Below are 14,470 nucleotides of genomic sequence, written 5' to 3' on the forward strand. Positions count from 1 at the left end.
GCGAGAAAAACAATCCTTAGTGATACCTGTTTATTTTTAACCACAAACTAGTGGTTTATATAGGTGGGAGTTAGATATCACCGACTTATTAGCAAGTTTTCGTTGTAAGTAAATACTCAAAAATAGCCAATATGTGTAAGTATCCTACAATTTTGTCTAGGCGAATTGCAATGAAAGTTGACCCATGTAGACCATTTTTTTCGTTTTATTTTGAATTTAATGCCTAACAAATGTGCAACATTAGGCAAATAGAGCCGATTTTTTGCATGTTTATTGATATTTGTTAGGTTGCTCGCAAAAAGCCTTGAGTAAACTAATTGGTCGAATTTTGCAGGGATGTAATTTTTTTTCAAAAAAGACTGATATTCATTCTTATTTACTTGAGTGCTTTGAAAATATGCAATTACACGAGTTGGTCAATACTATCGGCCAAGACCTTCAACGCCGTTATGGCGAGAAGGTTCACAAGCTGACGCTTCATGGTGGTTTCAGCTGCCCAAACCGAGACGGGACAATTGGCCGTGGAGGTTGCACGTTTTGTAACGTGGCTTCCTTTGCCGATGAACAAACTCAAATTCAAAGTATTGCTGACCAGCTAAAAGATCGTGCGGGTGAGATTGCTCGTGCCAAGAAGTACCTGGCTTACTTTCAGGCGTACACCAGCACTTATGCTGAGGTGCAAGTGCTCAAGAATATGTATGAAGAGGCGCTAAAAGCACCCGGTGCAGAGATCGTCGGCCTTTGTGTTGGTACGCGACCAGACTGTGTGCCTGATGCGGTGTTGGATCTGTTAGCGGGCTACGTTAAACAAGGCTATGAGATTTGGCTCGAGCTTGGCCTGCAAACCGCCAATGATAAAACCCTCAAGCGAATTAACCGCGGCCACGATTTTGCAGTGTATGAAACGATCACCCAACGCGCACGCGCTTTAGGTATCAAGGTGTGTACTCATCTGATTGTTGGCCTACCAAAAGAAACCAAAGCGGATAACCTTGAAACCTTAGACAAGGTATTAGCCGTTGGCACCGATGGTATTAAGCTGCACGGCCTTCATATAGTAGAGGGCAGTACCATGGCTAAGGCGTGGAAGGCCGGAAAGCTAGAAGCCCCAAGCCTTGAAGAGTACATCGATATCGCGAGTGAGATCATTCAACGCACGCCTGCGGACGTGGTTTATCACCGTGTTTCTTCAGCGGCGAGACGCCCAACCTTACTTTCTCCTTTATGGTGTGAGAACCGCTGGTTAGCGATGACTGAAATAGGTCGTTCGTTGGATAAAACCGGTGCTCAAGGCATCAAAACGGGCTCTGCATTCGAGTACACGTTGCCTGTTTTAAACGCGGCCAATTAATAGAAATGGGTGACTGTAGGTAACAGCAGATAAAACCAATAAATAGTGGTAACATTTCCCTAGCAGATTTTATGGTATAGATTGAGAGTAAATGGAACTGGTAATGACTTGGTTGTGGGACAGGGCGTATGGCTACGGTATTTATATCGTTGTTGTATTGCTGATTGCTCTCATCTGCTGGCATCTCTATTCTCGTTATCAGTCGCATATCGAAACGCTTCTACTTGCTACCCCGTCGCCACTCTACTTTGTTGATGTTCGAAGTGGCGAAATACTCTATGCCAATCGCCAAGCCATGCAGTTGCTTGGTATCCGCCAAATCGGTGTTAATTTTCGCTTTCCTACTGTGGAAAGCGAGAACAGCTTTCGTCACTACTTAACCAACCACATCAACTCTCGAGCCTTCGAGCAGGTCTCCCTGTGGGCGCTTTCTGAATTTGAGTCGTTCAAGATCAACTTGATCGGTCGTAAGATCCATTTTAGAAATAAGCAGGCTTGGATGATTCACGCCTCACCTTATAAAAACACTAACGAAGAACTGTCCCAAGAAGTTCGAGAACTGAATGTTGCTCGTACCGCTTTGGATTCTTTGTCTGAGCTGATCTACGTGAAAGATCAGAAAGGTCAGTTAGTGACGAGTAATCGCTCGTTTAAAAAGTTTTGGCATGGTCGTGCTGAAGAGGGCACCCTGAGTGTTTCTGGTGGAGTATTAAAAGGTCGTGTAAGTGAACGCTCTTGGACTACAGATCAAGATGGAAAAAGCTGCTTGCTTGAAACCTACCAAAGTGTGCTGCTTTCCCAAGATGGAGAAACCATCGGCACGCTCTCTATTAGTCATGATGTGACCGATTGGCATGACATGCAGCAGAAACTGCGTGGCGAGATGGAGAAGCGAAAAGATACCGAAGTGGCACTTGCGCAGCGTGACACCATCTTGCAAAACCTCCTGGAGGCCAGCCCAGACTCGATTGGTATCTTTAATGAAAACATGGTTTATCAAGCGTGTAATAAACCATTTGTGGCTGCGCTGGGTATCTCTGAAGTCAGTGACTTGATCGGTAAACGTTTACAAGATGTGGTGCCACATAGCATCTATACGCGAATATCAGAAACCGATCATCAAGTGCTTCATCAAAGTAAATCACTGCGTTATATCGACAAAGTGGTCTCAAGTGATGGAACATTTACTTGGTATGATGTAGTCAAATCACCGTTTAGAGATCCAGCATCGAGCACTAATGGTGTGTTGATCATGGCGCGTGATATTACAGAGCGTTATCTAGCAGAACAAAAGCTTGAAGAAGCCAACCTTGAACTTGAACGCCTCAGCTTTATGGATAGCCTGACTAAAGTGTCTAACCGACGTCGTTTCGATGAACAGCTCTCTACACTGTGGCATTATCATGTGCGTGAGAAGCTGCCACTGACGATCATGCTATGTGATATCGACTTCTTTAAAGGCTACAACGACTTTTACGGACACCAACAAGGCGATGATGCTTTGATTCAGGTTTCTCAGGCATTTAAGCAGGTGTTGAATCGTTCATCTGATTGTGTGGCTCGTTATGGTGGTGAAGAGTTCGGCTTTATTCTGCCAAATACAACGACCGAAGGTGCTCAGCTGGTGGCGCAGCGTATTCATGATGAAGTCCTAAAATTGGAACTTGCGCATGAGAAGTCGACAGTCTCTGAATTCATCACGGTGAGTATTGGTATTATCTCTTACATTCCTACACCTGATGATGAAATGGAATCGGCTGTTGCCTTGGCTGATAGTGCGTTGTATCAAGCGAAATCAGACGGTCGCAACCGTTCAATGGTGCATCCATACTCAATTCGCTAACGCTATAAAATTGGCAATTTGATTATCCCCGGCTATTTTTGCTTAGTTAGTATTTGTATTGGTTAATTAACCTTCGAAATTACCGCTGAACACTTGCTGCGTGTGATGTAGCTAGCTTACCTCCCATCTTCAAACAGGGTAGAATGTTGCTAGTCTTATCGCATGGAGCGCTAAATGAAACCCATGAAAAATCTTGCCCAGTATTACGTGGATCTACTCGTAAAACTGGGGATTGTCCGCTTTTCTATCTTACTCGCCCTAGCGCTTGTTGCCCTCGCTGTTGTTGTGCAAGTCGGTATCACCCTTGCACTCAAAGGCAATGTTGATGACATCGACATTGTCCGTTCAGTTTTCTTCGGTTTAGTGATCACGCCTTGGGCGGTTTATTTTCTGTCAGTGGTCGTGGACCAGTTGGAAGAATCACGTCAAAGGTTAGCGAAATTGGTCTCTAAACTTGGCGACATGCGTGAGCGAGACCAAGAACTCAACAATAAAATGCAGCTCAATATCGAGAAGCTTAATCAAGAAATTGAAGAGCGTGAAAAAGCGGAAGAAGCGCGCGCAGAAGCAATGCAAGATCTCGAAAACGAGGTGTTCCAGCGCGAGCGTACTCAGCTTGAACTCGCAGAACGTACTGCACTGTTACGCTCGTTTATCGATGCCTCGCCTGACCTTATTTACTACCGTAATGAAGATGGTGTGTTCTCTGGTTGTAACCGTGCGGTTGAAGAGCTCACTGGTAAAACAGAAAAAGAGCTAGTTGGTTTAACTCCTTGGGATGTTTACAGTAAAGAGGTCGCTCAGCAAGTTGTTGAAACCGATAAGAAAGTATTTGCTGACAACCAAGCACTGACTTATGACCAATGGCTTGAATACCCAGATGGCCGCAAGAGTTACTTCGAACTGCGTAAAGTGCCTTTCTACAGCAAAGATGGTCGTCACTTGGGCTTGGTTGGTTTTGGCCGCGATATTACTGAACGTAAAGAGCATCAAGAGTCGTTAGAAAAAGCCAGCCGCGATAAGACCACCTTTATCTCAACTATTAGCCACGAGTTAAGAACGCCGCTCAACGGCATCATTGGCTTGAGCCGCATGCTGCTTGATAGCCAACTGACCACCGAACAGCGCAAGCAGATGCAAACCATCAAGGTGAGCGCGGTGACACTGGGTAATATCTTCAACGATATTATTGATATGGATAAGTTCGACCGCCGTAAGCTTGAACTCTTCCCTACGCCTATTAACTTTGAAGATTTCGTTGTCGAGATCGAAAGTATCTCTGCGTTGATGGCTGAGCAGAAAGGGTTAAGGTTCGATCTAGAAAGATTGTCTGATCTTCCAGCTGCTGTTGAGGTGGATGGTACTCGTCTTAGACAGGTACTGTGGAACCTTGTTAGTAACGCGATGAAGTTCACCAAAGATGGTGGAGTGGTGATGACAGTCAGCGCCGACATTGATGGTGACTTTGCCAACATTACGATGGAAGTGGAAGATACTGGTATTGGTATCCCTGAAAGTGAAATCGAGAAGATCTTCGCGATGTACTATCAGGTGAAATCGGGCACGGACAACTTGCACGCTGTCGGCACGGGTATTGGTCTCGCTGTCTCTCAACAGCTAATTAATATGATGGATGGCCACATTGAAGTCATCAGTGAAGAGGGCTTTGGCAGTACCTTTACGGTTTCGATTCGAGTTCCAGTGAATCACGATACTCAGGCTCTGATCAAAACGCCAAGAAAACAGTCGAATCTTAAGATCTTTATGGTCGAAGACATTGAACTCAATATCACAGTGGCTCGCTCTCTACTTGAAAGCCTTGGCCATGAAGTGACAGTCGTGATGACGGGTAAAGAGGCGCAAATTGCTTTCAATCCTGAAGACTATGATTTGGTGTTGTTGGATATCCAACTGCCAGATATGACGGGTTTCGATATTGCTCAATACTACCGCGAGAAATACAGCCAGCTACCGCCTTTGGTGGCGTTAACTGCGAACGTATTAAACAACAAGCAAGAGTACTTCCAGAAAGGCATGGACGAAGCGATCAGTAAACCTTTGTCGGTTCGAGCTATCCAAGATGTCATCAGTGAACTTATCGAAGATGCACCAGAGGTAATTGAGAAGGTAGCGGGCACCGATAAGGTTGAGAGCATTGATAAAGTCGACGCGAGTAAGCCTGTTCTTTCAGAAATTGATACCACTTTGCTTGATATTGATATGCTAGAGTCTTATGTTGATATTGTTGGACCGAAACCGGTTTTGGATAGCATCGCGATGTTCGAAGATATGATGCCGGAGTATATGGAAATATTGAACTCCAACATGGTCGCGAAAGATAAAGCCAGTATCGTTTCTGAGGCACATAAGATTAAAGGTGCTGCAGGTTCTATTGGTCTGAAACGCATCCAACAAGTTGCCCAGAAAGCTCAATCTCCAGATTTGCCTGCGTGGTGGGAGAACATTTCAGATTGGGTTGATGAGATAAATAACGAATACCAGAATGACATTGAAGTTTTAAAGAGTTGGTTAAATCAAAGGTAGAAGAATAATGAAAAAATTAGCATTCGCCGCATGTGTAGTGGCATTAGCGGGTTGTTCTGCGCCACAAGTAGAATGGCAGCAAGATAATCAAGTCGAAGTATCTGCAGCAACAGTTACCATGAAAAGCAACCTTTGGCACAACAAGATGCCAACGATTGGCGAGACTCAAGATAAGACCCTACATGGTGCTATCTACCTAGAGTCAGACTCACAACTGCCAGCAACGCTTGCGGTTGAAAGTGTTACGGTTAAACAGGGTGCAGACACCTTGTTGGTAACGGCTGACGATCTTGATTTAAGAACACACAGTGAAACTCAATGGGAAGTCGCGTTTGTATGGCAGCTAGAAATCGACAGTGACAAGCCTGTTGATGTGGCGGTGGAACTTAAAGATGGCGAAACCGTGAAGTGGTTAGTAGAGAAAGACGTTAAGGTGGATACGGTTTACTAAAATCTTATCCAATTAAGAACAATAAAAAAGGGAGAATGCGTTGGCATTCTCCCTTTTTAATAACTATTGATGACGCTTCTAGTGTTCAAAACACTTACTGGTGAGTAGTGCTAAATGGTAAGAGGCGCGAATCGAATTAGTCTTCTAGGTCACCACAAAAGCGGTAGCCTTCACCGTGAATCGTTGCGATGATTTCTGGCGTACCAGAAACAGATTCAAAGTGCTTACGAATACGACGGATTGTTACGTCTACAGTACGATCGTGTGGCTTAAGCTCACGGCCAGTCATCTTCTTAAGAAGGTCAGCACGTGTTTGGATCTTACCTGGGTTCTCACAGAAGTGAAGTAGAGCACGGAACTCTGAACGAGGTAGCTTGTAGCCTTCGCCATCTGGGCTAACCAGAGAACGACTGTTGATATCTAGTACCCAACCGTTGAACTCATACTTCTCAACGCTACGCTTCTCTTCTTGAACAGAGCTTGTGCTCATTGAACGGTTCAGAAGGTTGCGTGCACGGATAGTCAGTTCACGAGGGTTGAAAGGCTTAGTGATGTAGTCATCAGCGCCGATCTCTAGGCCAAGGATCTTATCAACTTCATTATCACGACCAGTTAAGAACATAAGTGCTACGTTTGCTTGCTCACGTAGTTCACGCGCAAGTAGTAGGCCATTCTTACCTGGAAGGTTGATGTCCATAATTACAAGGTTAACTTGGTTGTCAGATAGCACTTGGTGCATCTCTTCACCGTCGCTAGCCTCAAAAACAGCATATCCCTCTGCTTCAAAAATACTCTTTAGAGTGTTACGAGTTACTTGCTCATCTTCAACGATAAGAATCTGCGGGGTTTGCATTTGGCGGTACCTAAATTTGTGACGAAACTGTGCTAATAGAATAAATTCTAGGCAAAAACATAACATACAGGTAATGTATTTTTGATGATAACTTAAAGTTTTCAAAAAAACACTTACTTCCAGCTATCTGCCTTCCTTGAAGTATTGCCCAATAACGTAGATCCAGTACGCCTTTCAATCATTCTTTTAGTGATTGGAGTGGATTCTATAATGTTAACAGCATGCTAACAACGCGAGAATGTTAATTCCATTCACTTTGTTGATTTACATCAATTGCCGTATCGCAACAAACTTTAATAGTATGGCTACAACTTAACCAATGTTATGGTGACTATTTAGCACCAAAACAAGAATGATTATTCGAGATGCTTCGCACATCTTGCCTGCTAAAGACCGGATTATGAACCAAGGAAGCTGAAAGCTGTCTTAAGAGTCTAGTAGATAAATATGCTCAATCAACTTTTATTGAGTAATAAATTGAGCATAGAACAATGAAAACAAAGGATTAATTTTAATAACATATAAAAGCATAGAGGCTAGCCTGACATAACCGGTAACGCCTTACTCACGGAGGATATATGCACGATATAACACCCGACTTGTGTGATGAGTTTGAAAGCGAAGTCACCCTACTGAACATGCCATTGCAGAACTTCGGCCAACGTGGTGCGTTCTTTGGAAAAATTGTAACAGTTCGTTGTTATCACGATAATTCCAAGGTTCGCGAGGTTTTAGAGACCGACGGCTGTGGCAAAGTGCTTGTCGTTGACGGAAATGGCTCATGCCAGAAGGCGCTGCTTGGCGATCAACTCGCTATTCTCGCGATAGAAAACGGTTGGGAAGGCGTGATTGTAAACGGTGCGGTGCGTGATGTAGGCATGATGTCGCAAATGGACCTTGGCGTTCAGGCGTTAGGTGCATCGCCATTCAAAACAGAGAAACGCGGTGTCGGCCAAGTGAATGTGACACTCTCTATACATAATCAACTGATTCAGCCTGGTGACTATATTTATGCCGATTGGAATGGCGTGTTAATTTCATCTGAGCTGTTAATTGAATCGTAACTGACTCAAATTGAATGCCGTTGATAGATTAGAACGGGGAATGGTTTGTGATGTACTAAAAGTTTGGATCTCAATCCGCACTAATCTGTTAATAAAGAACAAGCTAAAGAGACTAAAAGCGAAACCCTAGTCCCACTTCAACACCTTGCTGCCACTCTTCATAATCAAGGGTGGCATGCAAATCTAGGTTATCTGTTAGTTGCACTCGGCTGGAAACCTCTGCGGCTACCGATTTCTCATTGTCTTCGGTCTCGTCTTTATAGGTGTGTAGAGAACTGTTAAAAGAGACTCTTTCTGAGAACTGATAACTGACACCACTCAAGAATCCACTTTCCTGTTTCAGTGCCGCACTATTGATACGTGTACCGACGTAAAGATCCACATCTGAAAACAAGCTATAAGAGTAGCCACTGTCTATCTTCCAAGTATCGAAGCTTTCACTCGACGCGTTTTGTGTGGAGATAAAGAATTTATGAGAAGAACTATCGATCTGGCTGGGTAGTAGAGGCAAGCTATTCGCTGAACAAACAACAGGCATAGCAAAAGCCAAAAGAATAAGTAATCTCTTCATTTCCCACTCCTGATGTCATTATTATTGTTCTTCGAACGTTATCGTTCAATTAAAGCACAGAACTTGTACGTTCGCTGCACAATCGATATAGCATTTTGTTATGACTATATATGCAATTGATCACTCTTGCCTGTTCAATGAGTAAATCCTGTATCTTAAGTGAAGGTTTATGCAGGGTGTTTTATCCCTTAAATGACGGTTTGCTCTGAAAAACGGTGCGAATGTAAAAAAAACGCAACTTTTCATTGACGTCCAGTGGTAAAAATTGATACACGTAGAGTAAAGCACAAGCAGAGAATTTGATATGCAGCACGTAAGCCACCTAGTAATGACCACAACCATTATTATTACCGACATTAACATTGTTGGGGCAGGCTGCTAAGTAACGGATTTTAAAAAAAAGGCCTGTATCCAACAAGATACAGGCCTTTTTTTGTACCATTTTTATGACTTATGGAGAAAGGGATGCGCGTTTTAAAGTTTGGAGGTTCATCATTAGCTGATGCAGATCGTTTTTTACGAGCGGCTGATATCATCGCTAATAATGCCCAGCAAGAAGAGCTAGCCGTTGTACTATCGGCTCCAGGAAAAACAACCAATAAGTTGGTCGCTGTTATTGAAGCTGCACTGAAAAATGGTGAAGCTGACGCACAGATTACAGAGATCGAATCTTCATTTAACACACTGTTTGCAGAGATCAAAGCGGTCGTGCCTTCTATCGATGGTGCCGCGTTTCAAGAGCAGGTGGATACCTCTCTTGCTCAGCTAAAGCAGTTCGTGAATGGCATCAACCTACTTGGTATGTGCCCGAACCACGTTAATGCTCGCATCATCAGTAAAGGTGAGCGAATCTCTATCCAGTTAATGAAAGCGGTACTGGAAGCGAAAGGCCAACCAGCAAGCCTGATTGACCCTGTCCAATACCTATACGCTAAAGGCGATCACCTTGAAGCTATGGTCGATGTGGATGTCTCTACTCAGAACTTCCAACAATCTCCACTTCCTAAAGGTCACGTTAACATCATGCCTGGCTTTACTGCGGGTAATGAAAAAGGTGAGCTAGTCACACTAGGTCGTAATGGTTCTGACTACTCAGCGGCTGTGTTAGCGGCGTGTCTACGTGCTGATTGCTGTGAAATCTGGACTGATGTCGATGGCGTTTACAACTGTGACCCACGCTTAGTTGATGATGCTCGTCTGCTCAAGTCTCTTAGCTACCAAGAGGCGATGGAGCTTTCTTACTTTGGTGCTTCGGTTCTACACCCGAAAACCATTGCTCCTATTGCGCAATTCCACATTCCTTGTCTGATCAAAAACAGCTTCAACCCACAGGGTGCAGGTACTTTGATCGGCCAAGACACTGGCGAAGATAACCTAGCAATCAAAGGCATCACTACGCTAAGTGACCTAACGATGGTTAACGTATCAGGCCCAGGTATGAAGGGCATGGTAGGCATGGCGAGTCGTGTATTCGGCGCGATGTCTTCTGCAGGCGTTTCTATCGTCCTTATTACTCAATCCTCTTCTGAGTACAGCATCAGCTTCTGTATTGAATCGGCTGACAAAGTGAAAGCGAAGCAAGTGCTATCAGATGCGTTTGAACTTGAGCTGAAAGATGGCCTATTAGAGCCTGTTGAGTTCATGGACGATGTCGCGATTGTTACGCTAGTGGGTGACGGTATGCGCACTTCACGTGGCGTGGCGTCTCAATTCTTCTCTTCTTTAGCTGAAGTGAACGTCAACATCGTTGCTATCGCGCAAGGTTCTTCTGAACGCGCGATCTCTGCGGTTATCCCTGAAGACAAAATCTCTGAAGCGATCAAAGCGTGTCACGAGAACCTATTTAACTCTAAGCACTTCCTTGACGTATTCGTTGTTGGTGTTGGTGGTGTTGGTGGTGAGCTTGTTGACCAGATCCAACGTCAACAAGGCAAACTGGCTGAAAAAGGCATCGTGATTCGCGTATGTGGTTTAGCAAACAGCAAAGGCTTATTGCTAGATAGCGATGGTCTACCGCTAGAGCAGTGGCGTGACCGTATGTCGAGTGCGACTGAAGAGTTCAGCCTAGCGCGTTTAGCGGCTTTGGTTCAACGTAACCACATCATCAACCCAGTATTGGTTGATTGTACGTCTAGCGAAGGTATTGCGGCGCAGTACGCTGATTTCCTAGCGGCTGGTTTCCACGTAGTAACACCAAACAAGAAAGCAAACACAGCAAGCATGGCTTACTACCATCAGCTTCGTGAAGTTGCACGCAACTCACGTCGTAAGCTGATGTACGAGACAACAGTAGGTGCAGGTCTACCGGTCATCGAAAACCTACAGAACCTTATCTCTGCAGGTGATGAACTTGAGAAGTTCAACGGCATTCTTTCAGGTTCACTGTCTTACATCTTCGGCAAGCTTGATGAAGGTATGACACTGAGCCAGGCAACCAATATTGCAAAAGATAACGGCTTCACTGAACCGGATCCTCGAGATGATCTATCTGGTATGGATGTGGCGCGTAAGTTGCTTATTCTTGCTCGTGAAGCAGGCATGGCGCTTGAACTTGAAGATGTTGAAGTAGACCAAGCTCTGCCACCGGGTTTTGATGATTCAGGTACGGTTGAAGAGTTCATGGCTCGCCTACCAGAAGCGGATGCTTACTTCAAAGAGCAGTCAGCTATCGCAGCAGAAGAAGGTAAAGTACTTCGTTATGTGGGTGAAATCGCTGAAGGTAAGTGTAAGGTTCGTATCGCTGCTGTTGATGGCGACGACCCAATGTTCAAGATTAAAGATGGCGAGAACGCATTAGCATTCTACAGCCGTTACTACCAACCAATCCCTCTAGTACTGCGTGGCTACGGCGCGGGTACTGAAGTAACAGCTGCTGGCGTATTCTCTGATGTGATGCGTACTCTTGGTTGGAAATTAGGAGTTTAAGAATGAGTTCAAGTGATATGGATGTTGTCGTTTATGCTCCTGCATCAATCGGTAATGTCAGTGTAGGGTTTGATGTGCTGGGGGCCGCTGTGTCTCCAGTGGATGGCACGCTGCTAGGTGACCGAGTTATGGTTAAAGCCGGTGATGAACCATTCTCACTTAAAACTGCAGGCAGCTTTGTTTCTAAGCTGCCAACTGAAGCAAAAGAAAACATCGTTTACGACTGCTGGGTGGTGTTCTCGAGAGAGCTTGATAAAAAAGGCGTTACGCTAAAGCCTTTAGAAATGACACTAGAAAAGAACATGCCTATCGGTTCAGGTTTGGGTTCTAGTGCATGTTCAATCGTCGCGGCACTGGATGCGCTAAACCGTTTTCACGGTCAGCCCCTGAATGAAACTGAACTGCTTGCTCTGATGGGTGAAATGGAAGGCAAGATTTCAGGTGGTATCCACTACGATAACGTTGCGCCATGTTACCTTGGTGGTGTGCAGCTCATGCTTGAAGAGCTAGGCATCATCAGCCAAGAAGTACCGTGTTTTGACGACTGGTACTGGGTAATGGCTTATCCGGGTATTAAGGTTTCAACGGCTGAAGCGAGAGAGATCCTACCATCTCAATATCGTCGTCAGGATATTATTGCTCATGGTCGTCACTTAGCGGGCTTTATCCACGCGTGTCATTCAGGTCAACCTGAACTGGCGGCGAAGATGATCAAAGACGTGATCGCTGAACCATATCGTGAGAAACTGCTTCCAGGGTTTGCTGATGCTCGTAAATACGCGCTGTCAGCTGGGGCACTGGCTACTGGTATTTCTGGTAGTGGTCCAACTCTATTTAGCATTTGCAAAGAACAAGATGTCGCCGAGCGTGTTGCACGCTGGTTAGAACAAAATTACGTACAAAATGAAGAAGGATTCGTTCACGTTTGTCGCCTAGATAAGCAGGGTTCGATCGTTACAGGAAGTGAGTTATGAAACTGTACAACATCAAAGAAAATGATGAACAAGTCTCTTTTGGCCAAGCCGTTCGTCAAGGCTTAGGCCGTAATCAAGGTCTATTTTTCCCATCTGAACTGCCAAAGTTTGATGATATCGATGCGCTGCTAGCAGAGGACTTTGTCCCTCGTAGCTCAAAGATTCTGTCAGCATTGATTGGTGATGAATTACCAAAAGAACAGATCGACCAAATGGTGGATGCAGCGTTCCAATTCCCTGCACCAATCAACCAAGTAAAAGACGGCGTTTACGCGCTTGAGCTTTTCCACGGTCCAACACTGGCGTTTAAAGATTTCGGTGGCCGCTTTATGGCTCAATCTTTAGCAGCTGTTTCTGATGGTGGTCAAATCACTATCTTAACGGCAACATCAGGTGATACTGGTGCGGCGGTTGCGCATGCTTTCTACGGCATGGAAGACATCAATGTTGTGATTCTTTACCCGAAAGGCAAGATCAGCCCACTGCAAGAGAAGCTGTTCTGTACGCTTGGCAAGAACATCCACACTGTGGCGATTGATGGTGACTTTGATGCGTGTCAGGCTCTAGTTAAAGACTCATTTGATGACGCTGAACTGCGTAAAGAGATCGGTCTTAATTCGGCAAACTCGATCAACATCAGCCGTTTAATGGCTCAGATCTGTTACTACTTTGAGGCGGCTTCTCAGCTGACTAAAGAGCAACGTGAAAACCTCGTTATCTCTGTACCAAGTGGTAACTTTGGTAACCTAACTGCTGGTCTATTGGCTAAAGCGCTAGGTCTACCTGTTAAGCGTTTTATCGCAGCAACTAACGAAAATGACACTGTTCCTCGTTACCTAGAAACAGGTCAATGGGATCCAAAACCGACTGTTGCGACAACATCGAACGCGATGGACGTAAGCCAACCAAACAACTGGCCTCGTATCGAAGAGCTTTGCCAACTGAAAGGTTGGGGCTTAGATACACTAGGCAAAGGTAAAGTATCTGACGAGCAGAGCGCTGAGTCAGTTCGCGACCTAAAAGCACAAGGTTACCTATGTGAACCACATGGTGCGATTGCTTACCGTCTACTGGAAGAGCAACTGCAAGAGAACGAAACTGGCTTGTTCCTGTGTACAGCACACCCAGCGAAATTCAAAGAAGTGGTTGATGACATCCTAGGTTCTGATATCGAACTGCCTGGCCCGCTAGCAAAACACGCGGCGATGGAATTGTTGTCTGAAGATCTTGATAACGATTTTGAAGCGCTAAAAGCTGTGCTTCGTCGAGTTCAACCGTAACGTCCATTTGTTTTTCGAACAAATAAAAACGGCGCTCAATGAGCGCCGTTTTTGTATTCTAATTTAAGCTCTAAAAATTATAGAGACTCAGTGAACGTACGTGCGATAACGTCACGTTGCTGTTCAGTTGTTAGAGAGTTGAAACGTACAGCGTAACCCGATACACGGATAGTTAGCTGTGGGTAGTTCTCTGGGTGAGCAACTGCGTCTTCTAGCGTTTCACGCTTAAGAACGTTAACGTTTAGGTGTTGACCACCTTCGATGCGTGGTGCTGCTTCGATTGCAACTTCACGGCTTTCGTACTCGCCTAGGTCTGCAGCTGAGATAACTTGGTCAGCTTCGAAACCTGCAGTAGCAACAACACAACGAGCTTCATTCTTCTCGCTATCTAGTAGCCAGATTGAGTTTAGTAGGTCATCGTTTGCTGCTTTAGTAATTTGAATACCTTGGATCATAACTATCTCCTAGTCCACTGAATGTGGTTTGATTATGGTGTTAACTTTCGATTTTTATTGAGCTGGGTAATATATACCTAATATTAGTAAGGTTAACATTGATTTAAGTCAAAAAACAACCAAAAACCATATTTTTACAAAGGTGATTATATTGAGGTA

11 protein-coding genes, 1 pseudogene and 1 other annotated feature are annotated in these 14,470 nt (G+C 44.7%); of the genes and pseudogenes, 8 read left to right on the forward strand and 4 right to left on the reverse strand.

The annotated features are described in order from the left end of the window. Positions 1 to 397: 397 nt before the first annotated feature. The 4 genes from AB4185_RS18540 to AB4185_RS18555 all read left to right on the forward strand — a co-directional run bounded on the left by AB4185_RS18540 (position 398) and on the right by AB4185_RS18555 (position 6,189). Complete coding sequence (locus AB4185_RS18540; protein WP_017059306.1) at positions 398 to 1,351, forward strand: TIGR01212 family radical SAM protein; 954 nt, start codon at positions 398 to 400, stop codon at positions 1,349 to 1,351. Between the two features lie 91 nt (positions 1,352 to 1,442). Then, positions 1,443 to 3,194, forward strand: coding sequence for a diguanylate cyclase domain-containing protein (locus tag AB4185_RS18545; protein ID WP_017059307.1), 1,752 nt, complete (start codon positions 1,443 to 1,445; stop codon positions 3,192 to 3,194). 174 nt (positions 3,195 to 3,368) lie between these two features. Continuing rightward, on the forward strand, positions 3,369 to 5,738 hold the full coding sequence (gene arcB / locus AB4185_RS18550; RefSeq protein WP_017062885.1) for an aerobic respiration two-component sensor histidine kinase ArcB: 2,370 nt from the start codon (positions 3,369 to 3,371) through the stop codon (positions 5,736 to 5,738). 7 nt (positions 5,739 to 5,745) lie between these two features. Next, positions 5,746 to 6,189, forward strand: a complete 444-nt coding sequence (locus tag AB4185_RS18555) for a hypothetical protein (protein WP_017062884.1) — start codon at positions 5,746 to 5,748, stop codon at positions 6,187 to 6,189. 136 nt (positions 6,190 to 6,325) lie between these two features. Here the strand turns inward: AB4185_RS18555 and arcA are convergent, their stop codons facing one another. Both arcA and AB4185_RS18565 read right to left on the reverse strand, forming a co-directional pair. After that, the gene (gene arcA / locus AB4185_RS18560; protein WP_004741534.1) at positions 6,326 to 7,042 is read right to left on the reverse strand and encodes a two-component system response regulator ArcA; all 717 of its coding nucleotides are present in this window, start codon (positions 7,040 to 7,042) and stop codon (positions 6,326 to 6,328) included. Positions 7,043 to 7,471: 429 nt separating this feature from the next. Continuing rightward, positions 7,472 to 7,573: pseudogene (locus tag AB4185_RS18565) on the reverse strand (ribonuclease activity regulator protein RraA); the annotation flags it as partial. A gap of 47 nt (positions 7,574 to 7,620) precedes the next feature. On the opposite strand from AB4185_RS18565, the gene AB4185_RS18570 reads away from it, so the two are divergent. Continuing rightward, positions 7,621 to 8,106 (forward strand): putative 4-hydroxy-4-methyl-2-oxoglutarate aldolase, encoded by a 486-nt coding sequence (locus tag AB4185_RS18570; RefSeq protein WP_017059310.1) that lies wholly within the window; start codon positions 7,621 to 7,623, stop codon positions 8,104 to 8,106. A 112-nt stretch (positions 8,107 to 8,218) separates the two neighbouring features. Here the strand turns inward: AB4185_RS18570 and AB4185_RS18575 are convergent, their stop codons facing one another. Next, a complete protein-coding gene (locus AB4185_RS18575) occupies positions 8,219 to 8,677 on the reverse strand; it encodes a hypothetical protein (RefSeq protein ID WP_017070076.1) in 459 nt (152 codons plus the stop codon). Between the two features lie 317 nt (positions 8,678 to 8,994). Continuing rightward, positions 8,995 to 9,113, forward strand: a sequence feature (Thr leader region). Positions 9,114 to 9,142: 29 nt separating this feature from the next. On the opposite strand from AB4185_RS18575, the gene thrA reads away from it, so the two are divergent. From thrA to thrC, 3 genes are read left to right on the forward strand one after another with little or no spacing between them, the layout of a single operon-like run. Beyond that, the gene (thrA, locus tag AB4185_RS18580; RefSeq protein ID WP_017059312.1) at positions 9,143 to 11,602 is read left to right on the forward strand and encodes a bifunctional aspartate kinase/homoserine dehydrogenase I; all 2,460 of its coding nucleotides are present in this window, start codon (positions 9,143 to 9,145) and stop codon (positions 11,600 to 11,602) included. A gap of 17 nt (positions 11,603 to 11,619) precedes the next feature. Then, positions 11,620 to 12,576, forward strand: a complete 957-nt coding sequence (thrB, locus tag AB4185_RS18585) for a homoserine kinase (RefSeq protein WP_032545653.1) — start codon at positions 11,620 to 11,622, stop codon at positions 12,574 to 12,576. Further along, complete coding sequence (gene thrC / locus AB4185_RS18590; protein ID WP_017059314.1) at positions 12,573 to 13,856, forward strand: threonine synthase; 1,284 nt, start codon at positions 12,573 to 12,575, stop codon at positions 13,854 to 13,856. Before thrB ends, thrC begins: the two co-directional genes overlap by 4 nt. A 77-nt stretch (positions 13,857 to 13,933) precedes the next feature. On the opposite strand, the gene grcA is transcribed toward thrC, so the two are convergent. Further along, positions 13,934 to 14,311, reverse strand: a complete 378-nt coding sequence (gene grcA, locus AB4185_RS18595) for an autonomous glycyl radical cofactor GrcA (protein ID WP_017059315.1) — start codon at positions 14,309 to 14,311, stop codon at positions 13,934 to 13,936. Between the last annotated feature and the right edge of the window lie 159 nt (positions 14,312 to 14,470).

It is taken from the genome of Vibrio sp. 10N.286.48.F5 (genome assembly GCF_041469785.1).
Classification (GTDB): domain Bacteria; phylum Pseudomonadota; class Gammaproteobacteria; order Enterobacterales; family Vibrionaceae; genus Vibrio; species Vibrio crassostreae_C.